Source organism: Actinomadura harenae, assembly GCF_003696215.1.
GTDB classification, from domain to species: Bacteria; Actinomycetota; Actinomycetes; order Streptosporangiales; family Streptosporangiaceae; genus Spirillospora; species Spirillospora harenae.
In genome coordinates, this window is the sequence record NZ_RFFG01000016.1 from 1 (window position 1) to 25058 (window position 25058).

The 25058-nt window shown below is 71.0% G+C and carries 22 protein-coding genes and 1 pseudogene; 13 read left to right on the forward strand and 10 right to left on the reverse strand.

Annotation, left to right across the window (positions count from 1 at the left end):
• The first annotated feature begins 177 nt into the window (after positions 1-177).
• On the forward strand, positions 178-921 hold the full coding sequence (locus tag EBO15_RS11270) for a helix-turn-helix domain-containing protein (RefSeq protein ID WP_325051895.1): 744 nt from the start codon (positions 178-180) through the stop codon (positions 919-921).
• 14 nt (positions 922-935) lie between these two features.
• On the opposite strand, the gene EBO15_RS11275 is transcribed toward EBO15_RS11270, so the two are convergent.
• Complete coding sequence (locus tag EBO15_RS11275) at positions 936-1136, reverse strand: hypothetical protein (protein WP_199744467.1); 201 nt, start codon at positions 1134-1136, stop codon at positions 936-938.
• A 150-nt stretch (positions 1137-1286) separates the two neighbouring features.
• Between EBO15_RS11275 and EBO15_RS11280 the strand changes: the two genes are divergently transcribed.
• The gene (locus EBO15_RS11280) at positions 1287-1988 is read left to right on the forward strand and encodes an HAD family hydrolase (protein WP_122194299.1); all 702 of its coding nucleotides are present in this window, start codon (positions 1287-1289) and stop codon (positions 1986-1988) included.
• Between the two features lie 184 nt (positions 1989-2172).
• Here EBO15_RS11280 and EBO15_RS11285 read toward each other — a convergent pair whose 3' ends face one another.
• Positions 2173-2433: a hypothetical protein gene (locus tag EBO15_RS11285; protein ID WP_122194300.1), complete on the reverse strand. Its 261-nt coding sequence runs from the start codon at positions 2431-2433 to the stop codon at positions 2173-2175.
• A gap of 129 nt (positions 2434-2562) precedes the next feature.
• On the opposite strand from EBO15_RS11285, the gene EBO15_RS11290 reads away from it, so the two are divergent.
• Positions 2563-3765: a helix-turn-helix transcriptional regulator gene (locus tag EBO15_RS11290; RefSeq protein ID WP_147481453.1), complete on the forward strand. Its 1203-nt coding sequence runs from the start codon at positions 2563-2565 to the stop codon at positions 3763-3765.
• Here EBO15_RS11290 and EBO15_RS11295 read toward each other — a convergent pair.
• The 3 genes from EBO15_RS11295 to EBO15_RS11305 form a co-directional block, all read right to left on the reverse strand.
• Complete coding sequence (locus EBO15_RS11295) at positions 3752-4450, reverse strand: HAD family hydrolase (protein ID WP_199744468.1); 699 nt, start codon at positions 4448-4450, stop codon at positions 3752-3754. The two genes, EBO15_RS11290 and EBO15_RS11295, sit on opposite strands and share 14 nt — an antisense overlap.
• A gap of 420 nt (positions 4451-4870) precedes the next feature.
• Complete coding sequence (locus tag EBO15_RS11300) at positions 4871-5872, reverse strand: sigma-70 family RNA polymerase sigma factor (protein WP_199744469.1); 1002 nt, start codon at positions 5870-5872, stop codon at positions 4871-4873.
• Between the two features lie 79 nt (positions 5873-5951).
• On the reverse strand, positions 5952-8186 hold the full coding sequence (locus EBO15_RS11305; protein ID WP_122194304.1) for a DUF4132 domain-containing protein: 2235 nt from the start codon (positions 8184-8186) through the stop codon (positions 5952-5954).
• A 113-nt stretch (positions 8187-8299) separates the two neighbouring features.
• Here EBO15_RS11305 and EBO15_RS11310 point away from each other — a divergent pair, with 113 nt between their 5' ends.
• A complete protein-coding gene (locus tag EBO15_RS11310) occupies positions 8300-9400 on the forward strand; it encodes a metallophosphoesterase family protein (RefSeq protein ID WP_199744470.1) in 1101 nt (366 codons plus the stop codon).
• On the opposite strand, the gene EBO15_RS11315 is transcribed toward EBO15_RS11310, so the two are convergent.
• Entirely contained in the window at positions 9311-10198 is an 888-nt protein-coding gene (locus EBO15_RS11315; protein WP_122194305.1) for a helix-turn-helix transcriptional regulator, read from the reverse strand. The genes EBO15_RS11310 and EBO15_RS11315 overlap by 90 nt on opposite strands.
• 145 nt (positions 10199-10343) lie before the next feature.
• On the opposite strand from EBO15_RS11315, the gene EBO15_RS11320 reads away from it, so the two are divergent.
• Positions 10344-13001, forward strand: a complete 2658-nt coding sequence (locus tag EBO15_RS11320; RefSeq protein ID WP_122194306.1) for a WD40 repeat domain-containing protein — start codon at positions 10344-10346, stop codon at positions 12999-13001.
• A gap of 64 nt (positions 13002-13065) precedes the next feature.
• Here the strand turns inward: EBO15_RS11320 and EBO15_RS11325 are convergent, their stop codons facing one another.
• On the reverse strand, positions 13066-15315 hold the full coding sequence (locus EBO15_RS11325) for a hypothetical protein (protein ID WP_122194307.1): 2250 nt from the start codon (positions 15313-15315) through the stop codon (positions 13066-13068).
• A gap of 214 nt (positions 15316-15529) precedes the next feature.
• Here EBO15_RS11325 and sigJ (EBO15_RS11330) point away from each other — a divergent pair, with 214 nt between their 5' ends.
• From sigJ (EBO15_RS11330) to EBO15_RS11365, 6 genes and pseudogenes are all read left to right on the forward strand, one after another.
• Positions 15530-16402, forward strand: coding sequence for an RNA polymerase sigma factor SigJ (gene sigJ, locus EBO15_RS11330; protein ID WP_122194308.1), 873 nt, complete (start codon positions 15530-15532; stop codon positions 16400-16402).
• An 89-nt stretch (positions 16403-16491) separates the two neighbouring features.
• Positions 16492-17682, forward strand: a complete 1191-nt coding sequence (locus tag EBO15_RS11335) for a helix-turn-helix domain-containing protein (RefSeq protein ID WP_122194309.1) — start codon at positions 16492-16494, stop codon at positions 17680-17682.
• Between the two features lie 213 nt (positions 17683-17895).
• Positions 17896-18102: a hypothetical protein gene (locus tag EBO15_RS11340; protein WP_122194310.1), complete on the forward strand. Its 207-nt coding sequence runs from the start codon at positions 17896-17898 to the stop codon at positions 18100-18102.
• A 30-nt stretch (positions 18103-18132) separates the two neighbouring features.
• Positions 18133-18360: a hypothetical protein gene (locus EBO15_RS11345; protein WP_147481454.1), complete on the forward strand. Its 228-nt coding sequence runs from the start codon at positions 18133-18135 to the stop codon at positions 18358-18360.
• 658 nt (positions 18361-19018) lie between these two features.
• Complete coding sequence (locus EBO15_RS11355; RefSeq protein WP_122194313.1) at positions 19019-20242, forward strand: NAD(P)/FAD-dependent oxidoreductase; 1224 nt, start codon at positions 19019-19021, stop codon at positions 20240-20242.
• Between the two features lie 43 nt (positions 20243-20285).
• Positions 20286-20462, forward strand: a pseudogene (locus tag EBO15_RS11365) (mycothiol transferase); the annotation flags it as partial.
• Positions 20463-20479: 17 nt separating this feature from the next.
• Here EBO15_RS11365 and EBO15_RS11370 read toward each other — a convergent pair.
• Together EBO15_RS11370 and EBO15_RS11375 are read right to left on the reverse strand one after the other, a co-directional pair.
• The gene (locus tag EBO15_RS11370) at positions 20480-21364 is read right to left on the reverse strand and encodes an aldo/keto reductase (protein WP_122194314.1); all 885 of its coding nucleotides are present in this window, start codon (positions 21362-21364) and stop codon (positions 20480-20482) included.
• Positions 21365-21378: 14 nt separating this feature from the next.
• On the reverse strand, positions 21379-22317 hold the full coding sequence (locus EBO15_RS11375; protein WP_122194315.1) for an NAD-dependent epimerase/dehydratase family protein: 939 nt from the start codon (positions 22315-22317) through the stop codon (positions 21379-21381).
• Between the two features lie 79 nt (positions 22318-22396).
• On the opposite strand from EBO15_RS11375, the gene EBO15_RS11380 reads away from it, so the two are divergent.
• Positions 22397-23293: a LysR family transcriptional regulator gene (locus EBO15_RS11380; RefSeq protein ID WP_233616123.1), complete on the forward strand. Its 897-nt coding sequence runs from the start codon at positions 22397-22399 to the stop codon at positions 23291-23293.
• Positions 23294-23350: 57 nt separating this feature from the next.
• On the opposite strand, the gene EBO15_RS11385 is transcribed toward EBO15_RS11380, so the two are convergent.
• Positions 23351-23905, reverse strand: coding sequence for a carboxymuconolactone decarboxylase family protein (locus EBO15_RS11385; RefSeq protein ID WP_233616115.1), 555 nt, complete (start codon positions 23903-23905; stop codon positions 23351-23353).
• A 150-nt stretch (positions 23906-24055) separates the two neighbouring features.
• Between EBO15_RS11385 and sigJ (EBO15_RS11390) the strand changes: the two genes are divergently transcribed.
• Complete coding sequence (gene sigJ / locus EBO15_RS11390; RefSeq protein ID WP_122194318.1) at positions 24056-25003, forward strand: RNA polymerase sigma factor SigJ; 948 nt, start codon at positions 24056-24058, stop codon at positions 25001-25003.
• The last annotated feature ends 55 nt before the right edge of the window (positions 25004-25058 follow it).

Here is a 25058-nt window from a genome sequence, read left to right on the forward strand (position 1 = left end):
GACGACGGAACTGCCGAACCGACAACCCCGTGAACGTCGGCACCCACACCTGGTCATCCGCACAGAACACCCGCTCCACACCAAGATCATCGCGCACAGCACCCGACCGTTACGGGACAACCCTTAGGCGGCGCGGGCCGGAAGGGTATTGAACAAAGGCGACATAAACTCTGCCGTGTGGGACGGGACGTTCGTGAGCTGCGGAGTGCGTGGACCAGGTATCAGCGCCACACGTTTCACAGCCCGTCGCCAGTGCTCGCGCCATGGGTGGAGCATTACTGGGAGGCTCGCTGGGACTACGCCGAGCCCTACCGGCAGAAGATCGTGCCGTATCCGAGGGTGCACCTGTCGTTCGGCGGCGTCCGCGCGGACGTCAGCGGCGTGTGCAGCGGATACCAGATCAAGGTTCTCGAGGGCCACGACCACGTCTTCGGCGTCGCGTTCCGGCCGGGCGGCTTCCGCCCGTTCCTCAAGGCCTCCGTCTCGACGATCACCGACCGTGTCGTTCCGGCGACCGAGGTGTTCGGCCCGGATCTGCCCACGGTGCTCGACGTGCCGTCCGTGGACGCGTTCCTGCTGAGACACCTGCCGGACGACGACTCCCGGGTGCGCCAGGCGACGGCCGCGGTCGAGCTGATCGCCGAGGACAAGACGGTGACCAGGGTCGAGCGCCTCGCCGACGAGCTGGGGCTGAGCGTGCGGGGGCTGCAACGGCTGTTCGCGGAGTACGTCGGCATCGGGCCCAAGTGGGTGATCCGCCGCTACCGCCTGCACGAAGTGACCGCACGCATGGCCGCCGGCGGGGCGATCGACTGGGCCGGGTTGGCGGCGGACCTCGGCTACGCCGACCAGGGCCACTTCGTCCGCGACTTCAAGAGCATGTTCGGCGAGCCACCGACGTGGTACGCGCAGCGGTATTAGCGCTCGTCTCCGCCCTACCGGCGTAGCTCGGTGGCGAGCACTCGCCGGAGTGCTTCGACGATCTGCTCGCCGCTGAACCGCTCGGCAGCGATGGTCTCGGCCTGGTCCAGGGCGGAGGCCAGCGCGTCGTCCGGGGCCGTCCGCAGCATCGCCACGAGCCACCCCTCCAGGTCGTCCACGGACTCGGGAAGCTCGAGCTGTTCCGGCGTGGGCACGAACACCCAGCGTGGCGCACCGCTCGGACGGCGCGCACCGCTTGGGTCTTCCTGCGGGACTGGCGGTAGAACCGAATACGATCGCCGATCGAGCTCTCCGGCAAGCCTGCTGCCATAGGACAAACCTAAGCCTCCGAAGGGACCTCCGACATGGCAAACCCGCCGCTCGTCCGTCTGGTCCTCTGGGACGTCGACCACACTCTGATGGAGACCGGCGGAGTCGGACGCAAGGTTTTCGCGGACGCTTTCGCCAATGCAACCGGACGACCCATGGGGGCGATGGCCGAGGTCAGCGGACGCACCGAGCCTGATATCTTCCGCGAAACGGCCGAACTCCATGGCGTCCCGATCACCACCGAGTTGTTCGACACGTTCGCCACCCAGCTGGCCGAAGGATACCAGGATCAGATCGAGGAAATGCGGAAACGAGGCCGAGCCCTCCCCGGTGCTGCCGCAGCCTTGGCCGCCTTGGCGAAGGACACGACCATCGTGCAGTCGGTGCTCACCGGCAACATCCGCCCGGTCGCCGAAACAAAGCTGACAGCATTCGGGCTGGACGAACACGTTGATTTCGAGGCTGGCGCATACGGCTCGGACGACGCCGTGCGGCCTCACCTAGTGAGAATCGCACAGCAACGCGCAGCAGCCCGATACGGCACAACCTTTGACTCGACCAACACCATCCTGATCGGAGACACCCCCAGCGACGTAACGACCGCCCGTCAAGGCGGTGCCCGGATCGTCGCCGTCGCCTCGGGCAGCAGCACCCCCGCAGAGCTGAGGTTCGCAGGAGCCGAGGTGGCCCTGACCGACCTCAGCAACTTGGACGGCCTCATCGCAGCACTTGCATGAAGAGCCCAACACGCCGCTGCCGATTCGGAAGCTGGGAGACGAGATCACGCGCCGAGAGGCCTTCAGCCTGGAACGTGGACACCCTGAGCTCTGGATCTCGAGGTCCGGGGCCGACGCCCTGCGCACCGGCCTCGACGCCGCATTTCGCCCACCTCAGTGTCCCCAGGGGTCAGCCACTGGCTGATCAGCGGACGTCCACGTAGTCGGCGGCGTTCCCGGGCAGGTCGAGAGCATCGCCGGTGAAGACCGCGTGCCAGGTGCCGTCTTGTTTGGCGGTGAAGGTTCGAGTGAAGGCGCCGTGGGCGTCGGTCCGGACGGTGGCCATGGCGACCCATTTCTTGGATCCGCAGGCTTGGAAGTAGACCTTCACGGTGCGTTTGGCGAGGGCCTTGGTGCCGAGTGCGAGAAGTGTTCCGTGGGTGGTGAGCCGGTGTCCCTTCCGCACAGGGTCGGGCTTGGCGGACGGTGCGCGCCCACATCCCGAATGAAACGCCATGTGCACACAGTGCGATAGGCGGATACTGGGGGCGACTCTCGTCTCCCCCCTCAGGGAATCAGCGAATGGTGCACGCCGATGACCCCGAACGATCGCCCAACTTGGGCTCGGCGACTTCAGGCCGAACGCGAGGCGCGCGCCTGGAGCAAGAAGGAGATGGCCAGGCAGCTCCAGGCAGCTGCTGGTCATCAGCACGGCGCAATCGACAGCCTCGCCCGGCAGATCCGCGAGTGGGAGAAAGGCCGCCACTTCCCTCGGGACTGGGCCAGCGCCTACGCGAGCGCGTTCGCCATCCCTGTGGAACAGCTCTTCGCTCCCGATCTGGACGACGTCTCCCCGTTGACCATGCTGCTGCAACGCCCAGCCATCACAAGCCCGACAACCACAGCACCACGCCTCGGCATCGACCACGTCGAGGCCCTGCTGGCACGCCTCTACCGGTTCGACGACGCGTTCGGCGGCAACGAACTGGTGAGCCTGATCGCCGACCAGGTCAACCACGCGACTGCGCTGCTGGCCGAACCCACCCTGCCGAGCGTTGAGCAGCGCCTTCACGCCGCCCTCGCCGGGCTCACACAGATGGCCGGATGGCTGTCGATCGACGCCAACCAGCACTCCGCTGCCAGTCGGCACCTCGCCGCCACGGTCTACGCCGCCCACGAAGCCGACGACACCGCGCTCGCAGCCCATGCCATGGGCTACATGAGCCTCCACGCCCTCTACCGCGACCAGCCGCGCCGAGCCCTGTCACTCGCTGATACGGCCGCCGCGCTGGCGAACGGGGCGGCGACACCTCGAACGCGGGCCGTCCTACACACGCGCGTCGCACGGGCCCATGCCCGCCTCGGTGAGGACGACGCATGCCGTCGTCAACTCGACCTGTCGCAGGCCGCCTACGCGGACAGGGAGGCCGACGGGGAGCCACATTGGACCACCTACGTCACCGACATCGAGGTCACCGCGCAGGCCGGCGCCTGCTACCTCGATCTACAGAGGCCGCGCGAGGCAATCACCACGCTGACCAGCGCAGTTGAACTTGTTGAGTCCACGGCCCCAGACCATGTCCGCGACTTGGCCCACTACAAGACGCGACTCGCCACCGCCTATCTACTCGATGGCGACCTGGAGGCCGCCGTCTCCACGGCTGTCGAAGCGAACAGCCTTGCTGTACAAATCGGTTCCGCGCGCGTTGGCGAACGGTTCCGTGAGCTGATCGACAAGATGCGGCCATTCGACTCCCCGCTCGTGCAGCACCTGGTCGAGTCGATCAGCGCTGAGTAGCCCTCAGCACCGCCCGGACAACCGCGCCCGTGTCGGTGAGATCAGCGAGGACGATCTCCGCGCCCGCTGAGCGCAGCTCGTCGGAATCGCTGGCTCCCGTTGCCACAGCGACGACGCGCGCACCGCCCTCGTGCCCCGCGGTGACGTCCAGTGGCGTATCGCCGATCAGGACGGTGCTGTACTCATCGAAGGGCTGCTCGTACTTGGCCTCGGCTCGCTTCCTGGCCAACCTGACCAGCGGAGGTCGCTCGGCATCGTCCAGCCCGTAGGCGCCGACGCTGAAGTCGACGAATTCGCCCAGGCAGAACGCAGCGAGCTTGCAGCGGGCGATCGGCTCCATGTTTCCGGTCAGCAGCGACTGGATGACGGGTTGGCGTGTGAGCGCTGCGAGCGCGGCTCGGGCACCGGGCAGTTCCTTGCCGCGTGCCGCGAGGTCCGCGCGACGGGCGTCGAACGCCCGTCCGAGGGCGGTGGCGAACCTGACGACCAGGTCTTCGGTCGGCTCGATGCCGTGAAGTCTCAAAGTTGCGGTGATGATGGCTCGGTCGGTGCGGCCGGTCATGTCGGCGAGCTGCTGCATTGGCCGGCCGGTGACGTCCTCGAAGACTTCGGCGTAGATCTGGCCGCTCAAGTCTCCGATGCTGAGCAGGGTGTGGTCGACGTCCCAAAGCACCAGGGTTCGCACCCCAGCGATCCTACGTGAGGCGTAGTCTCGGGAACTGCGTGCACCGGATGTTCCCGTCGCACCAGATCTCGTCCGGGTCCGCGAGCCGCTTGTCCTGGCCGGAGCCGCCGCCGGGGTTCACGCCCGCGCCGTAGAGCGAGACGAGAGCCGGTTCGGGAATTTGAAGCCTCTTCGGTGGCGAACCCGAGCAGGGGTGCCTCGTGGTGAGGGTGTCTGAGGGGGCGGGTTCAGGAACTGGAGTGCTGGTCGCGCAGGTCGGGGTGCTCGATCGTGCCCTCTCTCGGCGGCCTTCAGGCGGAGATTCCAGCGTACGAGGTTCTCCTTTCCTCCTCAGCGGTCAGAGTCGGCCGGGGTCGCCGGTCCGGGCGAATTCCATCACCACGTTCTTGAGCTGGGCGAGACAGTCGTCCTTGCCGGGGTTCAGCGGGGTGGGAGGGAGCGTGGGAGGCCGAAGGCGGGGAGCATGGTGTTCTCGAAGCGGGCCATGGCGCGGATGCGGGGGCCCGCGAGGGTGAGGACGAACAGGCCTGTGCCATGGCGTATGCCGGATGCCGTGCGCAGGTAGATGCCGAACGCGGGCTGGCCGTTGGCCCGGGACGGGACGAGGTCGAAGCGGCGGCCGTTGGAGAAGACGTTGGCGCAGAAGCGAGCGACGACGTCCAGGCCCTCGTACTCCAGGGGCAGCGGCGGCATCGAGATGAACACGTCGTCGGTCAGGAGTCCGACCAGCGCGTCGACGTCGGCGGACTCGAAGGCGGTGACGAACTTCGCGACGATTGTGTCCTCGGTGGGCGAGCCTGGCGGTGGGGGCGGTTCATGGTCGGTGGACTGGTGTTCCCGAAGTCCCGCGCGTGCGCGCTTGAGGGCGCTCTTGACCGAGTCGACGGACGTGTCGAGCATGTCGGCGACCTGGGCGGCCGGGAAGTCCAGGACGTCTCGCAGGATGAGGACGGCGAGCTGGCGGGGTGGCAGGAGCTGGAGGGCGGTCACGAAGGCCAGGGAGACGGCCTCGGCCTGTTCGGCGCGCGCTTCCGGGCCTGGCGGGCGGGCGATGGTGCCTTCGAGTAGGGCGTCCGGGTAGGGCTGGAGCCAGACGATCTCGCCGAGCCTCGTCGGTTCCGGGAGGTCGAAGGTGGGGAGGTCCGCGTGCTTGGCGGGACGACGGTTCGCCGCGCGGAGCGCGCTGAGGCAGGTGTTGGTGGCGATCCGGTAGAGCCAGGTGCGGAGCGAGGCGCGTCCGTCGAACCCGGCGAGGCCGCGCCAGGCGGACAGCAGGGTGTCCTGGAGGGCGTCCTCGGCGTCCTGGAAGGAACCGAGCATCCGGTAGCAGTGGACGAGGAGTTCGCGGTGGTGCGGTTCGGTCAGCGTTTGGAAGGCCTCGCCGTCCCCGCCTCGCGCCCTGCCGATCAGATCGGGTCTCATCACGTTCAGGTTCCTCTCCCCTGCCGGTTCTCTGTCCACCTTGTATGGACGCCGTCCGAGGCGTGAAGGGGGCGGTGCGCTAAGGAATGGGGTCGTCGAACTGGTTCGGGGTGGATGGGGTCTGCTCGGTTCCGGCGACCGACACGATCAGGTCCAGGTCGCGCATGACCTCGGAGAACGCGACGGGCGGGACGTCCACGAGCGGTATCGGGGCGCCGCCGGATCCTGTTGGGGCGCCGTAGCGGCCGGGGGCGCGGCGTCCGCCGGTCAGGAAGCGGATCTCGCCGACGTGGACCTCCCCCATCCCGAAGAAGCCGCGGAAGTCGCAGCGCAGGGCGGCGATCAGGTCGCCGCCGGCGGCACGGGTCGCCTGGTAGGAGTCGTACTCGCCGTGCGTGAACCAGCCCCGTCCGGCCAGCAACTGGCCCGCGACCTTGCCGTCGACCGTCCGGCCCGCGAAGCGATGCGACACGTCGCCCGCTTCGCGTTCCTCCGGAGTGACGTAGTACAGCTCCCGGAACACCTGCTTGACCGGCTGCGTGAGGCGACGGCGCGCGATCTCCGCCTGCCAGTCGTCGAGTTCGCGTCGTTCGTGCAGGTCGAAGGGATGGACGGCGGTGACCGGGCCGCTCGTGTCGACCTGGTCGAGCAGGCCGATCGCGCCCGCTTCGTCCTGCCAGAGGAGGCCGGGCAGCATCGCGGCGCCGACGGGCAGCGACAGGAGCCGGGTCAGTTCGTCCGGCACGAGCGGGGCGGAGGTGGCGACGAGCCGCTCCAGCAGGCCGGTTCGCATGCGGCGCGCCTGGTCCTGGAGGAGCTTCTGAGATTCGCGTAGTTCCTTGTAGGCGGGGTCGGTGCGGACGGCGGACGGTACCGACTTCAGCGCCTTTCCTGCCCGGCTGACCGTCATCACCGGCTCGGCGCCCTCGAACCGCAAGGCGATCGAGTAGTCGCCGACCCGCGCTTCGGTGGTGGTGCCGGTGGCGATGCGGGCCTCGCAGTCCCATTCGAGGCGGCTCGCGTCCGGGAAACCGGCGACCTGCGCGAGGTGGTCGAGCGCGACCGAGACCGCGGCGGCGTGGCTGTGCCTGCGGTTCGGGCCGAGTTTGAGCCCCTTCTTCGCGGACTCGCGCAGCACCAGATAGCGGTCCAGGACGGTCTCGTCCGGGGCGAGCGGCAGCATGCCGAATGCGGCGAGGCCCTGCAGCGCGTTGTTCTTCACGCGTTTCAGCACCTGAGCGCGGTTCGAACCGGTGACCGCGGACGCCAGCTCGTTCGGGACGAGCCTCAGCAGGCGTCCGGCGGCGTCCTCGCCCGCCTCCTCGATCGCGGCGAGGAACGCGGCCCGGTCCTGCCGGACGACCTCGTCGGACGGCATCGCCTGGATCAGGTGGAACAGCGAGGTCGCCCCTTCGAGGCCGAACAACGGCAGGAGCGCGTCGGCGTCACCGGCGCGCAGCCGCCAGTCGAAGGCCCGGCGCCGATCCTCGTCGGGCAGGTCGCGCAGCAGGTCGAGCAGGGCGGCGCGTTCGGCGTCCGTCAGGTCCGCGACGCCGAGGTGGTCGGAGACGTGACGGTCGCCCTGCCAGCTCAGCGCCACCTGGACGAACCGCAGGCCGCGCGGGGCTGGTGCTTTGGGCAGGGCGTCCCAGCCGGTCGAGGGCGAGGCGTTGACGAGGCGCCAGGTCAGCTCGTCCACATGGTCACGGACGGCGTCCGCGCAGGGCAGTGGCGGTGGTCCCGCGATGGCCTTGCCGAGGTAGGGGTCGTTGGCGAAGGCCCGCTCGACCACGGCGTCGTCCATGGCGTCGTACAGGGTGTCCACGGCGTCGGACTGGTGGAGGGCGTTGAGGACCTGCGCCACGGTCTCCCTCCGCAGGGTGCCCAGCGGGCTGAGGACGAGCAGCCGCAGCAGGCGGACGTCGGCGGCGGCGACGGCGCGCTCGGCCAGCTCGTCGAGCTGGAGCCGGTGCCGGACGTCGACCCCGAGGTACGCGGCGAGCCGGGCCTTTCGGCGCGCCGACGGCCATGGGGTGGTCAGGATGTCGGTGATGTCGTCCGGACGGCTCGCCGGGAAACCGACGTCGTACACCGCGTCGAGTTCCGTGAGGATGTCGCCGATGTGCGGCTCGAAGTTGCCGATCGTCAGGTCGTCGGCCCGCTTGATCTGGTCGAGGATCTCCTCGGCCAGGTCGCGCAGGGCCGGGCGGTCACCGGCGTTCGCCGCGGCCCACACCCGCTCCAGCCGCCGCCACAGCAGCTCGCGCTGTTCACCGACGGCGTCCGCGTAGAGGTCCGGAAGGGGACGTTCCATGGCCGTCACCCTAGACGCGCACGCGGACATTCCCGGTGATCCGCTGTGGAAGGTCCTCCCGGCGCCGGATATTCCTTTGCGTGCCGATTCGGCGCCTGCCTAGGCTCCCCCGGGTGCGGCGGACCATCATCATCGGCGACATCCACGGCTGCTTCGACGAGCTGATCGAACTGCTGGAGAAGGTCGGCCTCCAGCCGGACGACCTGTTGGTCAGCGTAGGTGACCTGGTCGATCGCGGGCCGTCTCCCGGCGAGGTGGTCCGGCTCTTCCGCGAGCGTCCGAACTCGGTCGCCGTGATGGGCAACCATGAACGCAAGCACGTGCGCGGGATCTTCTCCTACGCGCAGGAGATCACCCGCCTGCAACTCGGCGACGACTACGCCGAGACGGTCGACTGGATGCGGACGCTGCCGTACTCCTTCGAGACCGACGACATCCGTGTGGTGCACGCGGCGATGCTGTCCGGAGTTCCCCTGGCCGACCAGAAGGCGGAGATCCTCTGCGGCTCGACCAGCGGCGAACGAGAGCTCGCCGCGCTCTTCCCGCACGGGCACTGGCACGACCACTACACCGACGCGAAGCCGGTCGTGTTCGGCCATCACGTGACCGGGCCCGAGCCGCTGACCCGCGACGGCCGGATCTTCGGCCTGGACACCGGCGCATGCCACGGCTGGAACCTGACCGCGCTCTGCGTCCCCGGCTTCACCGTGCACTCGGTGGCGGCCCGCGCGGATCACTGGTCGATCGTGAAGCGTGAGTGGCAGTTGCCCGTCCTCAAGACCCAGGCCGTGGCCCGACTTCACGTGGCAGGAGTTGGCCGAGGCGGTCACACGGTTCTCGTCGCGGTCCGACGCCGCCACGCGCGGCTGGCTCGAGACGGTCGAGACCTGGGCGGCCGAGCTGCGCTCATCGCTTCCGGCGCTGGTGACGGCGGTTCTCCGCGCGGCCGACGGGCTCAGCACGGAGGACATGCGGCGGCATCCCGCGGCACGGTTCCTGTTCCAGGCTCGCGCGGGCCGCCTCGACGAGGCCGGCCTGGGCAGGCAGTGCTCGACGCCTCGCAAGACGATCGACTTGGCCGCTGCGCTCGGCCTGGCCGTCCGCGGGTTCCCTGGCTGACCTGGTCAGGGCTGGAGGACGTCGGCATCCGCGGGCCGTTCGCGGGGCGCGGCGCTGAGGTTCGCGAGGAGCTGCAGGGCCGCCGCCGACGGTGAGCCCTCCTCGGCCGTGAAGACCGCCATCCGCTGGCCGGGGTCGTGGGACAGCTCCATGAGCTCGTTGATCAGCGTCATCGAACCCACGAGCGGGTGCTGGAAGGCGCGGACGGGAGGGATGCACTTGGAAACAGGGTGTGCCGCCCACAGCGACGCGAACTCCGGGCTCTTCAGGGTGAGCTCGCCTATGAGCTCGGTGAAGTCCGGGTCGTCCGGGAAGCCGGCCGCGGTCATGCGCAGGTCGGCGACGGTGTCACGGGCCTTGCCCTCCCAGTCGGCGTACAGCTCGCGGGTGTGCGGGTCCAGGAAGACCAGGCGGGCGATGTTGGGACGCTGCCGGGGCCGCTCCGGCGCCTCATAGGGCAGGTGCCCGGCGAGCAGGGCGTGCGCCGGACGGTTCCAGGCCAGCACGTCCACGCGGCGGCCGACGACCAGCGCGGGGACGTCGCCGAACGCGTCGAGCATCAGCTTCACGCTCGGGCGCAGCCGCTCGGGACGGGGACGGCGGGCCGTCCTCGGGCTGTGGCGGGCCAGGCTGTGCAGGTGGGCCTGCTCGACCTCATCGAGCCGCAGGACGCGCGCGACGGCGTCGAGCACCGCGTCGGACGCGTTGGCGCTCTGTCCCTGCTCCAGGCGGGTGTAGTACCCGGCGCTGACGCCCGCGAGCTGCGCGAGCTCCTCCCGGCGCAGGCCGGGGACGCGCCGCCGTCCGCCGTAGTCGGGCAGTCCCACGTCCTCGGGACGCAGCCGGGCGCGCCGGGTGCGCAGGAATTCGCCGAGCTCCGATCGCTGGTCCATTCCTCCAGGATGCCGCCTTTCGCCGGGGCGTGCCTGCACCCGTCAGGTGCACCCACGGCCGCCGGTTCCAGCCCTTCGTCCGGTGACCAGCCGCTTTCGCAAAGTGACCCGAAAGCGTCGGCGGGGCCCCCTAGCATCGCCGCACATGAAGATCACCGACACGACGGGGCGCGCCGTTCTGAACGCGCTGGAGGCCCAGGACTGGGCCGCCTTCGAGCCTGAGCGCGACCTGCTCCCCCTGCGGACGGCGTTGAATCGGCTGGAACGCGACGAAGGCGTCGGCGCGGCCCATCGGCTCGCGACCGAGCGGATCCGCGAGCGTGGGGCGCTGCTGCGCCATCCCGACGTCCATCGCGTCGAGATCACCGCGCAGGCGCTCAGCCCGTCCGGACGGTACCTCGCGGTCGGCGACTTCGGCGGCGACGACTATGACGCCGGGGCCACCCTGCAGATCTGGGAGGTCGCCACCGGCCGCTGCGTCAACGTCATCGACGGCATCGTGGGCGGGATCGGCTGGCCCGGGTACGGCGGGACGCTCCAGTGGTCGGCCGACGAGACCCGGCTGGCCGTGATGTACCGGTCCAACAACATCGGCGTGTGGGATCCCTTCGGCGCGGACGTCGAGCCTTCCGAGACCGTCCGCCTCACCTTCAACGGCCGTCCCGATCCGTTCGCGTTCGCGCCGGGCGGGCTGCGTGCGTACGCCATGGACGACGACTCCGACACGTTCGGTTCGATCGTGGGGTTCCCCGGTCTGGAGACCACGGCCGTCCCGGCGCTGGACCACGACGAGGAGGAGGACTACGACGAGGACGAGGAGGTCGAGGACGACGAGGAGGGATTCGTCCTCCAGTGGCCGTCCTGGTCCCGCGACGAGAAGCGCCTGTACGGGGGCCTGCGGGATGGAAGGCTCTGCTCGATCGACGTCGCATCCGGCGAAGTCTCCTGGATCGTCCAAGGCGACAGGGAGCACTCGCAGTCGCCTGGCGTCTGGAACCGGGACGAGACGCGTCTCGCCTACCGCCGGGGCGGCGAACTCGTGATCGCGGACGCGGCGACCGGCCAGGACGCCGCCGTCTGCGCCGACGTGTCGCCCACCGGCGCGTACCTGTCCTGGGGGACGCGGCTCGCCGTCATCCTCCCCGCCGGACACGACTCCGACCGCCCGCGCGTCGCGATCGTGGACCCGGTCGGCCGGCACCGCCACGACCTCGACGTGACCGTCCAGAGCATGGGCCACGACCTGATGGTTCCGACCTGGGCCTGGGCGCCAGGCGGTGACCGCGCGGCCTTCCTCACCGCGGACGGACGGGTCGAGGTCTGGTCGATGGACGACGAGGGAGCCGGACGCGTCCGCGCGTTCGACGCACCGGCGAAGGCGACCGGGCTGCTGTGGGGCGTCGACGACGTGCTCGTGGTGATCGGTCCGACCGTCCTGCGCTTCATGCACGCGGGCACCGGCGAGGTCGTCGGCGACTTCACGCTGCTGCGCCAGCCCCCGGCGCCGCGCCCGCTGCTCCTGGACGGCGAGGACCATGGCGAGGAGATGCGGCCGGGTCCCAACCCGACGTTCGCGCTCGACGAGCGGACCTGGGCGGCCGCGTTCCCGGAGGGCGCCGTCATCGCGCCTCCCGGCCGCGAGGACGACCTGACCGGGGTCCTCGCGTGGGCCGTGGATCACCGCTACGCGTGGCCCGTCCACTGGGGACCGCTGGACGTCTTCCCCAACGCGTCCGCCGCGGCGGCTCAGGGCGATGGCCCGCTGCGCGAGAAGCTGGAGCCGTTCCTCGGCCTCGATCCTGACGCGTCGGCGCCTGAGGACGGGGAGTGGCCGCCGCCCGGACCGTCCACGGTGGACGACCTGTTCCGGGCCTTTCACGAAACGGTCGTCGAGTACGGCGCCGACTCACTCCCCTGGACCGGCGCGGCCCTGCACGAGGCCGCGCTCCTCCAGGCCAGGCGCGGCGAGCCGGACGGCGTGCGCGCGCTGGTCGAAGCGTCCACGGGACGCCGCCGCCCGTTCACGGCGGCCGAGGCCGCGCTGGTCCTGGCGTCCGAGGGGGTGCCGGACGGCGCGCGTTCGCTCCTGGCCGACCACGCGGCGGCCTGCGAGGAGCGGTGGGCCGAGCCGGTCTGGTACCCGGCGGAGCAGGGCAGCCAGGCCCGTGCCGCCGCCGCCGTGGGCGGGGCGTACGCGCTGCTCGGCGACCAGGAGCGGGCCGACCGGTGGTTCCGGCGGGCCCGCGAGGCCCTTCGCGACCTGCACGACGGCTGGGATCACCGCCTGCCGGTCGTCTGGGCGCTGCTGGAGTGCGGACGAGAGGACGAGGCGCTGGCGCTCCTGGACGAGGGCACCGGCGACCCCGGCGACACCGCCGGAGTCCCCTTCGTCGCCTACCTCCTGCGCAAGGGACGCGTCGACCTGGCCTCCCGCGTCCTGCGTGAGGCGGAGGACTGGTTCGGCGAGTGGACGGTGATGACCCTCCTCCGCCACCACGGACAGGCCGACCTGCTGCGGGAATGGGCCGAGCGCAACGGCCTCTCCCCCGACGAACCGGACGAGGACGCCGACCTTGCCCGCAGGCACGCCGAGATCGAGCTGATCCCGCCCGCGCAGCGGCAGGGCCCGATCGCGGACCTGCTCATCCGCGCGGCCGGACGGCACCGGATCGACGCGGTGCTCGCGCTCCTCCCGAAGCTGCCGATGCCGTCGTGCGACGGTTTGAGCTCGCACGAACGTCCGTACGCGGCCCTGAGCGCGCTCCGGATCGTCACGGCCGGAGTCGACCACGAAACCTGGTGACATCCGCTGAGACCAACCTGCGTCCGCGCTGCGAGCGAGCGAGCGCGGACGCAGGGCGGTGGGGCTAGCGCGTGGCGGCCGTCGCGATCGCGGCGGTGGTGAACAGTTCGGTGATGGTGCCCGTGAAGTCCGGCAGCATGTGCAGGGCGAGGACCCAGGTGTCGCGGGACGGGTCGAGATGCTCGCGGACCAGCGGGCCCACGGTCGCCCGGGCGTCCTCGACCGGCACGGCGGCCAGCGCCAGAGCGGCCGGACGGGCGAGGGCGGCCACCTGCTCCCAGGTCACCGCCTCGGCCCGGACGGCCTTGCCCAGCCACGATCGCGTGCTGCCGGCAAGACCACCGCTCAGCAAGGACTGCGCGTCGACGTCGACCCCGAGGATCTCCTCCGGTGTGTCACCGCTGATGACCTTGTTCTCGTAGTCGACCCAGCGCCACCGGTTCCGGTCGGCCTCGTCCCGGAACTCTTGGGGGCAGTCGGGGTTCTCGGCCAGGCCGAGCAGGATGATCGTGCCGAGCGGTTCACGCCGGTGCTCGGCGAGGAGCTCGTCCCATCGCCACAGGTGCGCCTCGCGGAAGATCTCCGCGGACGGGTGGATGCCGCGCATGCGGAGGATCGCGATCTGGTCCTCGGCGGTCTCACCCGTGGCGACGGTGGCGCGCAGCGTCTCCAGCGCGGCGTCGGCGTCCGGCTCGTTCACCAGCTTGGTGAAGAACCGGCGCGAGTCGGGACGGATGACGTTGCGGGAGAAGTTCCGTCCCTTCGGCTCGTTTTCCAGCAGGTCGCGCACTGCGGCGACGCCGCCGCGTTCCCACAGGTTCAGCATCAGACGCTGCTGCGGGACGAGCCCGCGGACGCGCACCAGGGTCAGGATGTGCCGCTGTAGTTCCGTGTTGGAGCAGCTGACCGCGTCGCGGGCACGGAACCCGCCCGTGCGCTCCAGGAGGCGTTCGACCAGTTCCTTGGTCAGGCGCCCGGACAGCAGTCGTTCGCGCTGGGTTCCGGTGGCGGCGGTCCGCAGGAAGAGCCGGGCGTTGATCGCCGGGTCGTCCCGGCCCATCAGCGTCTCGATCGCCTCGGCGGTGAGCGAGGGCCGCTGCGCCAGCGCGAACCGGTACCGCTTCAGCCTCGCCTTCATGGCGAAGTCGAGCCAGTCATCATGCCAGGTGCCCTGGCCGAACAGCTCGGCGACCGTGCGGTCGTCCAGGTGCCGGAGCAGCTTCAGCTGTGTTTCGACGGACGCGGCGTCCAGCAGGGCCAGGAACTTCGCGCGGGCTCCCGAGACGGAGGCGACGGCGTCCCAGGCGGGCAGGTCGCCCGCGCCCGGCCATGCGGCGGTCTTTCCGGCGCGTCCCTTGGCGGGGGCCTCCTCGCCGATCTCCGGCAGCAGGTCGGCGAGTTCCCCCTTGAAGCGGGTCAGGCGGGCGCGGGCGGCGCGCCACGCCTCCACCCGGTCGCCGAGATGCTTGGCGACGAGCGCGGGAAGGTCCGGGTCGCTCGCGGCGGCCTTCAGGGGATGCAGGGGCGGGTGCAGCTCCGCGGGGCAGTCGTGGCGCGACCTCAAGGTCGCGAGCGCGTTCGCGCCGAACGGACGGTCGGCGTGCGCTCGCGTTAGCGCCTCCCAGTCGACCTGGACGCGCAGGCCCAGCATGTCCAGGGCGAACGTCGGGACGTTGCGGATCGTCTCCTGCTCGTACAGCTCCTCGATGAGCCCGTCGGTGCCCTCGGCGATGGCCACCGCCTCGCGCAACACGGTCACGTCACCGCCGGCCAGGACGGTTCGGAGAACCTCGGCGACCGCCGGGCGGAACCTGTCCTGGTCGAAATTTCCCAGCTGTTCCAGGCCTCCGTCGTGGTCATGGACGGTGAGCAGTCCCCGGAGCTGCTCGGCGCGGGTGAGGTCGGAGGTGATCTCGATGAGCGTCGAGCGCGCCCACCGGCCGATCGGGCACACCACCAGGGTGCGACGCCAACGCAGATAGCTGTGTTCCAGTCTCGGAAGGGCGCCGTCCGGGCCCGTCCAGGCCTCATGCGGGCGCGCCGCGGCCAGCAGTTCTCGGAATCCGCGCAGCAGCCACCATTCCGTTGAACGGTGGCCGTGCTGGTTGAGGACGACGGCCCTGGCGACCTGGGAGAGGCCCAGTGCGGCGAGGCGCGAAAGGAGCTCCGGGTCGTCCTCGAGGAGTTCCTGGTTCAGCGCCAGGTAGGCGAGGGACTCGGCGCGCCCGTCCTCCAGGACGGCTTCGACGACCTCCCTGGGCAACGCCCCCTCGGACAGCGCCTCGGTGAAGCAGTCGGGTGCCGAGGTCAGCACCGGACGCCAATCCTCCAGGTCAGAGGCGGCGAACAGGGTCGAGTACGCACGCTGGACGGTGTTGATGAGAAGCTCCCGCTAGGCCCGATTCGGCCCGGAATCGTAGCCCGCTGAAGATCATCATCGCCACCGATTCCAGGACACCGGTCTCATACCGGTCGCCGTGGCCTGCCACCATGGGCCGATCACCGATCCGAGGACTGGGAGGCCGCGCGTGGAGCCGACCGGCACGTTGGCGGAGGCCGACTGGGAGGCGCATCGCCCCGCCGTCTTCGGAGCCGCCTACCGGATCCTCGGCAGCGTCACCGAAGCCGAGGACGTCACGCAGGACGTCTGGCTGCGCGCCGCCGGCGCCGACCTTTCCGAGGTGCGGGACCTGCGGGCCTGGCTCGTGACCCTCGCCGCCCGGACGTCGTACAACGTGCTGAATTCGGCCCGCGTCCGCCGCGAGTCCTACGTCGGCCCCTGGCTGCCCGAACCCCTGCTGACCGGGCCCGACGCGGCCGCGCAGGTGCTGGTGGACGACATGGTCGGCACCGCGATGCTGGTGGTCATGGAGTCGCTCAGCCCGGACGAACGCGTCGCGCTGGTGCTGCACGACGTGTTCGGCTTCCCGTTCGCCCAGATCGCCGAGGTGCTCGACGGGACGCCCGCCGCGAGCCGCAAGCTGGCCTCCCGTGCGCGGGCGCGGGTCGCCGCCGTCCAGAAGGAACCGCGGGCGTCCCGGGCCGAGACCGAACGCGTCCTCCGGGCGTTCAAGGCGGCCGCCGACGCGGGAGACATGGCCACCCTCATCAGGCTGCTGAACCCCGAGGCCGTCTACGTCGCCGACGGCGGCGGCAAGGCGACCGCCGCGCGCCGCCCGGTCCGAGGCGTCGAGACGATCGCGCTGCTCGCGGTCAGGCAGATCCAGATCAGGCGCCCCGATACGTTCCGGATCGTCGAAGTGAACGGCCACCCGGCCCTCGCGACCTACCAGGACGGCAACCTCGTCTGGCTCGACACCATCGAGGTCGCCGACGGCCGGATCACAACCCTACGCAGACTCGCCAACCCCGAAAAGCTGGCTCGCATCGCCCACATCTGAGATCGACTGGGCGGTCCGCCAACCCCTGACGACGAAAGCCCCTGCGCCGTAGCCTGAGAGCGCGACCACTCAGGAAGGCGCAGAGCCCTATGACTCAGGATGCCGCCCCGGAGACCGTCGGCGTTCGCATCGCTCGTGCGCGAAAGCGACGCGGCCTCACGCAACATGGCCTGGCGGACAAGAGCAGGTACTCGCGTGGCCACATCGCCCAGGTCGAGTCAGGACAGAAGGTTGCCATACCCTCCTTCGTCGCCGCTGTTGCCGCCGCACTCGGACTGGACCCGGGCGAGTTGTACGGCCAGCCCTACCGGGCGCGCGGCCACGACGACCGCGTCCACACGTGGATCCCCGAGCTGAGGCGTGTTCTGGCATACGTGGACGTCGGCCCCGAACTCGCCGGACGGCCGCGCGGCCTCGACGTCCTCGCCGAAGAGGTCGCGACCGCTCGCCGCCTGCTGCTGGACGCCAAGCTGAGCCGCCTCGGTGGCAGGCTGCCCGGCGTCCTGGAGGAGCTGACGTACTACGCCCACGAGACCGACGACCATGCCGTCTGGGCGCTGCTCTCCAAGGGGCACTACGCCGCCGTGAGCCTCGCGCGGCGACTCGGGTACACCGGCGACGCGCTCGCACTCATGGACCGGGCGATGGAGGCCGCTCGCCGTTCTCAGGACCCGCACCTGCCGCTCGTGGTGACACTGCCGCGGACGCTCCTGCTGATGGCGATGGACCAGACCCGTCCGGCGTTGACGCTGCTCGACCGTGCGGCCGCCGAGATCGACCCGGCGCTGTCCGACGCCGACGAGGTGGCGGGAGCCCTGGAGCTGCGGTCGGCGATCGTCGCCGCACGGTCTCCGCACGCCGGTTCGCAGGCGTGGGACTACTACGGCCGGGCCGTCACCCGCGCCCAGTCCTCGACGAGGCGGGCGGCCGTTCACGACCTCCAGTTCACGGCCGCGAACGTCGCCGTCCACGGCGCGGCCGTCGCCGTCGAGCTCGGCGACCTGGACGAGGCCGCACGGCGGGACCACGAGATCGGCGAGCGAACACTGACCGCGCTTCCGCCGGAGCGGCGCGCACATCACGAGATCGACATGTCCCGGGTTCACGTCGAGGTCGGCGACTACGGCAAGGCGCTCGAGCGGCTGGCGAGCGCCGACCGGGTCGCACCCCAGATGGTCACCTTCCACCCGACCGCGCGGTCCGTGGTGGCACACCTGGTGGACGTCCGCCGCTCACTGCCCGAACCGCTGCGACGCCTACACGCGCGAATGAGCACCTAACACGGACGCGCCCCACCAGCAAGCAGCTCGCTGCACCACTTTGGAACATCACGGAACGTGCGGACGACAACGCTGTCCGTCATGACACAGCCACGCCAGCCGAGGCCAAGCGATGCCCAACACGAACCCGTGCCCTACGCCGTGCTCGGGCCCATTCTTGTGCGGCAGCACCTTGCCGCGCTGAGCATGCACTGCCGCGGACAAGGGCTGAGTGTGGAGCCGACTGCGGTCGGGATCGTCGTCCGGGATCCGGAGCGGCCCGGCGCGGCCGCCCGGGTCGAGTGCCGGGAGCGGCCGTCCGACGGCGACCGGATGTGGTTCTGGGGTCCGCTCGGCCCGCTGGTCGAGGCCGACCGGATCCCGGACGCGATCGTCGCGATCCGGAGCCTCCTCACCCACCCCTCGGACGGGGCACGGTGACCATGCCTCGCCGTGCGGGGGCGGTGCGTCGTGGGTGAGATCCCGGACGGTCTGCCCGACCCGGAGTCCATGCGCTTCGACCACCTGACGGATGATCAGCGCCTCGCCGTCGCGCTGTGGGCCTTCAACAAGTTCTTGGACGCCGCGCCGGGGGTGTTCGAGCAGGGCGCCGGCAAGAAGGCGGACCCCGAGGCCGCCCGCGTGTACGGCGACATCCTCGAGCGAGCGACGGCCCGCGCCCGGGAGGGACGGGCATGACGAAACGGCTTGTCGTCTGTGCTGCCTCCCGTTCGGTGCGCATGTTCGAGGCGGCGGCCACATTTGTCACACCCTTCGGTGCGCAGACCGTCGACGCCTTCCGTCCTAGCGTGGCGGCATGGGCGACACCAAGCAGTGCACCGAGCCGCACTGCGGTGGGAGCGGGGGCTGGTGGGTGGCCAAGAACGGGAAGCCGGAACGTTGGGTGACGTGCCCGCGTTGCGGTGGGTCAGGGAGGATCCCCAAGTGAACGACCCGTGGACCGATCCCCCGTGCCCGGACTGCCGCGGCGTTGGGTCGCTCGTCCTGACCGGCCGGAGCTGGATCGAGCTGCGCTGCGAGACGTGCGATGGGTCAGGGGTCACCGGGACGCGCAACACCCCGCCCGCAACCGAGGAGTTCGACGCCCAGACGCATGTGTGCGGCGAGTGTGGAGCGTTCAAGGTCCGGCCGGGCGGGGTGTGGCGGTGCCCGAACGGACATTCGGCGTTGCCCGGCGAGCCTGAGTAAGGACGTCGCGATCTCGGCGAGGCCGACGCATTCCCGTGTAGGTCAGAGGCCTGCTGTCCAAGGGCGGTCACATTTTACGGCGCCGTCTTGTCTCCCTGCCGCCCCCGATCCTCGTGGGGCGCGGCAACACGGAGAAGGGACTTTTGCGATGGCGCATGTTGTGATCATCGGGGGCGGGTTCGCGGGTGTGTGGAGTGCGGCGGGTGCGGCGTTGGCGCGCGAGCGGGCGGGCGCGACGGACGTGAAGTTGCGCATCACGCTCATCGCGCCGAACGAGCACCTGGTGCTGCGGCCGCGTCTTTACGAGCCGGAGCCCGAGCTGGCCAAGGTGGAGCTGAGTCGGGTTCTCGGGCCGATCGGCGTTCGTCACCTGCGTGCGTCGGTGAGCACGATCGACACCGCCCGCCACGTGGTGGTGGCCGACGGTCGGGAGGTCGGGTACGACCGGCTGGTGCTGGCGTCCGGGAGTCGGCTCGTCCGGCCGCTTGACCTGCCCGGCGCCGAGCGGCTCTTCGACATCGACACCCTCGACGGAGCCCGGCGCCTCACCGGCCACCTGCGCGGCCGGGAGGACGTCGCCACCGTGGTCGTCGGCGCCGGTTTCACCGGCCTGGAGGCCGCGACCGCGTTGGCCGCCCGGGGCCGGGTGTTCCTGGTGGACCGGTCCGAGGTGGTCGCGGACGCGCTTGGCTCGGGGCCGCGCGCGCACATCGAGGCCGCCTTGGACGAACTGGGCGTCGAGCGCCGCCTCGGGACGACGGTGACGGAGGTCGGCGACGGGTACGCCGCCCTGTCCGACGGCACCAAGGTCGACGCGGACGCGGTGGTCTGGACGGTCGGGATGCGGGCCAGCGAGCTCACCCGGCAGGTCTCCGCCGACCTCGACCACCTCGGCCGGGTCCCGGTCGACCGGCGGCTCCGCGCCCTTCCCGAGGTGTTCGCCGCCGGGGACACCGCGGCCGCGCCGTTCGACGACGAGCACACGGTCATGCAGGCGTGCCAGCACGCCACCCCGCTCGGCAAGGTCGCCGGGTACAACGCGGCGGCCGACCTGCTCGGCACGCCGCTGCGCGACTTCACCCCCAGCCCCTACGTCACCTGCCTGGACATGGGGGCCGCCGGTGGGATCTTCACGCGTGGCTGGGACCGGAAGGTGATGGCGTCGGGCGCCGAGGGCAAGGAGATCAAGACGCTGATCAACCGGGCGATCCACCCGCCGGTCGACGACATGGAGAAGATCCTCGCCGCCGCCGACCGCATCAGCGTCGAGCATCCCTTCTTCCCCCGGGAAGAGGAAGAGGCCGCTCCCGTCACGGGCGACGGGCGTCCGGGCGCACGTGCGAACGGACGCCTTGCAGGCCGAACAGGATGAGGAGCTCGACCGAGCCGCCGTCGGCGCTGCCCAGCCAGTGCGGCAGGACGCCGTGCTCGACGGGTGCGCCGACCTCGGCGCACCCGTCCTCCGGCCCCGGCCGGGGCGTCCCGCCCCCAGCGTCCGGTGGGCGCTCACCCACATGATCGAGGAGACCGGCCGCCACGTGGGCCACGCGGACATCCTCCGCGAACTGATCGACGGGACGACCGGACGCTGACCGGGCCGCAGCCCGGTTCAGTTGGGCAGCGCGGCCTCGAGCCGCTCCAGGTCCGCCGCGCTCAGCTCGACGTCGGCGGCCTCGGCCGAGTCCTGGATGGAGGCCGGACGGCTCGCGCCCGGCACCGGGATCACCCTCGGCGAGCGGGCCAGCAGCCAGGCCAGCGCGATCCGCTGGGGGCTGACGCCGTGCGCGGCGGCGACGTCGTGGAAGGCCGTGTTCGCCGAGGTCGAGCCGGACGGGCCGTCCAGGGAACTGCGGGAGATGCCGCCGAGCGGGCTCCAGGGCAGGAACGCCAGGCCCAGCTCGGTGCTCAGCCGCAGCTCGGGCTCGCTGTCGCGGACCGCCGGCGAGTACCGGTTCTGGACGGAGGCCAGCCCGTCTCCGAGGATCGCGTGCGCCTCGCGGATCTGGTCGGCGGTCACGTTGGACAGGCCCGCGGCGCGGATCGTCCCGGCGTCCAGCAGGTCGCGCAGCGCCCCGACGGAGTCGGCCCACGGGACGGTCGGGTCCGGCTTGTGCAGCTGGTACAGGCCGATGGCCTCGACGCCCAGCCGCTTGGCGGACGCCTCGGCGGCGCGCTTGAGGTGGTCCGGGGATCCGTTGACGGTCCAGCTGCCGTCGCCGGGGCGTCCGCGTCCTCCCTTGGTGGCCACCAGGACGCCGGAGGTGTCGCCGCCGTAGGCGGCCAGGGCGCGGGCGATGAGGAGCTCGTTGTGTCCTTCCTCACCGGCGTGCCAGTGGTAGCTGTCGGCGGTGTCGATGAGGGTGACCCCGGCGTCCAGGGCGGCGTGGAGGGTGGCGATGGCGCGCTGCTCGTCCGGGCGGTGCTCGATGGACAGCGGCATGGCGCCCAGGCCGACGGCGCTGACGGCGGTGTTCCCGATGGTGCGGTACTGCATGGTGGCTCTGTTCCTCAGATCGTGGAGACGGCGGAGACGGAGAGGGCTTCGGCGACGGCGCCGGGCAGCCAGTCGTTGGTGTGGGAGAACGAGAAGCCCAGCCGCTTGGCGCGGGCGTTGCTCATCGCGTAGTGGTGGTCGAAGGAGAACGGTGAGGCGGTCTCGCCCGGGGCGACGGTCCGGTACAGCGGCTGCCGTCCGGCCTGCGCGGCGATCACGGCCCCCAGGTCGCGGACGTCGAGCAGGCCGTCGGAGCAGGCGTTGACCGGGCCGGTGAAGTCGGTGGCCGTGGCCGCCCACAGCAGCAGGTCCGCGAGCTCCTCGTAGTGGACGAAGACCGTGGGCAGCGTATCGGCATGGACGGCGATCTCCCGACCTGCGGCGATGCGCTCGACGTAGTGCGCGAGGCGGCCGGTGAACTCCTGGGCGCCGCCGCCGAGCACGTGGGCGCTCCGCACGGACGCGAACGCGAACCCGGCCGCCGTGAGGACGGCCTCGGCCTGCCGCTTGCCCTCGGCGTAGTGCGTCTCGAGGTACGCCGCGTCGTGCCAGGGCAGGTCCGTCGCCGCCACCCAGGCGGACGGGTCCACGGTCTCCTCCGGCACCGGGGTGCCCACCGGCACGGCCGGGAGCGCGGCGGTCGCCGGGTCGTAGACCTCGATCGTGGACGTCATGACGTAGCGCCGTGTACGGCCGCCGAAGACGCGGGCGGCGATGGACGCCTGCACGGGCGTGTAGCAGACCTGGTCGACGACCGTGTCGAAGGTCCGGGCGCCGAGGGCGGTCACGAGGGCGTCCTCGTCGTCGCGGTCCACGACGAGGTGCTCGACCCCGGCGGGCGGCCGGACGGAGCCGCGGTTGATCACGGTGACCTGGTGACCGGCCGCCTGAAGGCGTCCGACCAGCAGTTTCCCGAAGTACCGGCTCCCGCCGACGACGCAGATCCTTTGCATGCCTCCATCCTGGAGACCTATGGTCATCAGCAGAAGTACCGACCTGCTGGATAGGTATTAAGGAAAACTGTTGATCGATGTGCAGCGGCTCCGCGTCCTGCGGGCGGTGGCGGAACACGGCAGCTTCAACCGGGCGGCGACCGCCCTGCGCCTGACCCCCTCGGCCGTGTCCCAGCACGTGGCCGTCCTGGAACGCAGCCTCGGCGCCGAGGTCGTCACCCGCAGCACCCGCGGCGTCGCCCTCACCCGGGCCGGGCAGATCATGGTCGGCGCCGCCGAGTCGGTCGCCGCCGAGCTCGAACACGCGAGACGGCAGGTCGACCGGCTCAACACCGGGCGCACCCAGCTCACCGTCGCCACCTTCACCAGCGGCGGCAGGCTGCTGCTCCCCGGCGCGTTCGCGCGCCTCACGGCCGCCCACCCCGACACCGTCCTCCACGTCCGGGAGAACGAACCCGAGGACAGCCTGCCCCTCGTCCGGCAGGGCGCCGTGGACCTCGCCCTCGCCTACTCCTTCGACGGCCCCCTGCCCGGACGCCAGGGCCGCACCCACGACCTCCACTGGACGCCGCTCATGGAGGACCCTCTGCACGTCGTCCTGCCGGACGGGCATCCCCTCGCCGACCGCGACGCACTCGACCTCGCCGAACTGGCCGCCGAACCCTGGGTGCTCGGCTGCCACAAGACCGAGGTGTACCTGCGCCGCTACGCCGAGCGCGCCGGGTTCGCCCCGGAGATCCGCGCCACGACCAGCGACTACTTCTTCGCCCGCTCCCTCGTCGGGGCGAGCATGGGCATCACCCTGACCCCGTCCATCGCGCTGGACCCGCCGATCCCGGGCCTGCGCACCGTCCCGATCGCCTCACCGGCCCCGGGACGGCACATCGGCGTCGCCACGATCGGCCGCCGCGACCACCCGCAGGTCGCGACCCTCATCGAGGCCCTCCAAGATCAGGCGGCGCGCCGACGCCCCTGAACCCGGCCTCCTGGCCGGGCGGGCTCCCCGGGCCAGGAGGCTTCGCGTCCGCGGGTGCTACCGGCTGTAGTTCTTCCCGATGGGCCGCCCGGGGATCGGCTTGCCGATGAGGGCGACCGGGACGAACAACCCGAACTGGCCGATCGCCATGGTCAGCGTCCAGATCGCCTCGTCGTCGTAGTGCTCGGACGCCCGCGCGAACAGGTCGTCCGAGACGCGCTCCCCGAACGGGTTCGGGGTGAAGACGGCCTCCACGAGCTCCAGCGCGATCCGCTCCTCGTCGGTGAAGTAGGGGGCGTCCTGCCACGTCGCCACGGCGGTGATCCGCGTCTCGGTCTCCCCCGCCTTGCGGAGGCTGCCGGTCAGTGAGACCGCGTGGTAGGTGCTGCCGACAATCTGCGCGCCGCGCAGCAGCATCAGCGTGATCGTGGTCTGCGGGACCGGCCCGTTCCAGACGGCGTTGCGCATGGACGCGGACAGCTTGGCCATTTCGGGGTACAGCTTGGTGGGGTCGGGCAGGCGCGACTGGATGCCGTCCTGCTCCGCCGCCGTGCCGGTCGTCGTGCCGGTCGTCGTGTCGGTCGTCGTGTCGGTCGTCATTGGCGTCGACATGATCGGGTCGTCCTTCCTTTGACGGATGGTGTCTCACCCGTCCGACAGCACGGGAACGCGGAATGCAAGGCGGGGCGCCGGCATCACGTTCGGGGACGCTGTCTTGTCGAACCACTGAGGACGGACGCGACCGAGGGGGCCGACGACAGCATGACCATCCCGACCGGACCGGAGGACGGCCGCACCGACCCGACCCTGAGCGCGATCATGAGCGAGCGGCGTCAGCTGATCAACCTCGCCTACCGGCTCCTCGGCTCGCTCGCCGAGGCCGAGGACGCCGTCCAGGAGACCTACGCCCGCTGGTACACGCTGTCCCGGGAGCAGCAGCGGGAGATCCGCTCCCCCGGCGCCTGGCTCACGAAGGTCGCCGGACGCGTCTGCCTCAACGTGCTCGGCTCGGCGCGGGCCCGGCGGGAGAACTACGTCGGAGCCTGGATCCCCGAGCCCCTGCCCGAACCCGCCGAATGGCCGGGCGGACGGCAGGGCGGCACCCTCGACCCGGCCGACAGCGTCACCCTGGACGAGTCGATCAGCATGGCCTTCCTCGTCGTCCTCGAGTCGATGACCCCGGCCGAACGCGTCGCCTTCGTCCTCCACGACGTCTTCCGCTACCCGTTCGCCGAGGTCGCCGACATCGTCGGGCGCTCCCCCGGGGCCTGCCGCCAGCTGGCGTCCTCGGCCCGACGCCGCGTCGAGGCCGCGCGGACGCCCGAACCCCCGACCGCCCGGCAGGCCGCCATCGTCCGGGACTTCAAGCGGGCGTGGGAGGCCAAGGACATCGACGCCCTCATCGGCCTCCTCGACCCGGACGTCATCGGGACGGGCGACGGCGGCGGCCTCGCCACCACCGCGCTCCACCCGCGCACGGGCGCCGAGCAGCTGGCGCGCGGCCTCGCCGACCTCGTCCGCAGGCAGGACGGCCTGACCTTCCTGGAACGCACCGTCAACGGCCGTCCCGGCCTGGTCGCCCAGCAGGACGGCGTCGTCGTGACCGTGTACGCCTTCGACATCACCGACGACCGGATCACCCGCATCTGGGCCATCCGCAACCCCGAGAAACTCCGCCCCTGGACAACGGCGATCTCCCCTCGCCCCTGACCGCCGGCTCACGAACCGGGCCGTCCGTTTGGGGGTTTCGGAACTTCCGTCACAT

What these genes read in the sequence shown, in the direction of transcription:
- EBO15_RS11280 (WP_122194299.1), top strand. Translation starts at nt 1,287, where the DNA reads ATGGCAAACCCGCCGCTCGTCCGTCTGGTCCTCTGGGACGTCGACCAC.
- EBO15_RS11290 (WP_147481453.1), top strand. Translation starts at nt 2,563, where the DNA reads ATGACCCCGAACGATCGCCCAACTTGGGCTCGGCGACTTCAGGCCGAA.
- EBO15_RS11300 (WP_199744469.1), bottom strand. Translation starts at nt 5,872, where the DNA reads ATGAGACCCGATCTGATCGGCAGGGCGCGAGGCGGGGACGGCGAGGCC.
- EBO15_RS11305 (WP_122194304.1), bottom strand. Translation starts at nt 8,186, where the DNA reads ATGGAACGTCCCCTTCCGGACCTCTACGCGGACGCCGTCGGTGAACAG.
- EBO15_RS11315 (WP_122194305.1), bottom strand. Translation starts at nt 10,198, where the DNA reads ATGGACCAGCGATCGGAGCTCGGCGAATTCCTGCGCACCCGGCGCGCC.
- EBO15_RS11320 (WP_122194306.1), top strand. Translation starts at nt 10,344, where the DNA reads ATGAAGATCACCGACACGACGGGGCGCGCCGTTCTGAACGCGCTGGAG.
- EBO15_RS11335 (WP_122194309.1), top strand. Translation starts at nt 16,492, where the DNA reads ATGACTCAGGATGCCGCCCCGGAGACCGTCGGCGTTCGCATCGCTCGT.
- EBO15_RS11355 (WP_122194313.1), top strand. Translation starts at nt 19,019, where the DNA reads ATGGCGCATGTTGTGATCATCGGGGGCGGGTTCGCGGGTGTGTGGAGT.
- EBO15_RS11370 (WP_122194314.1), bottom strand. Translation starts at nt 21,364, where the DNA reads ATGCAGTACCGCACCATCGGGAACACCGCCGTCAGCGCCGTCGGCCTG.
- EBO15_RS11375 (WP_122194315.1), bottom strand. Translation starts at nt 22,317, where the DNA reads ATGCAAAGGATCTGCGTCGTCGGCGGGAGCCGGTACTTCGGGAAACTG.
- EBO15_RS11385 (WP_233616115.1), bottom strand. Translation starts at nt 23,905, where the DNA reads ATGTCGACGCCAATGACGACCGACACGACGACCGACACGACGACCGGC.
- sigJ (WP_122194318.1), top strand. Translation starts at nt 24,056, where the DNA reads ATGACCATCCCGACCGGACCGGAGGACGGCCGCACCGACCCGACCCTG.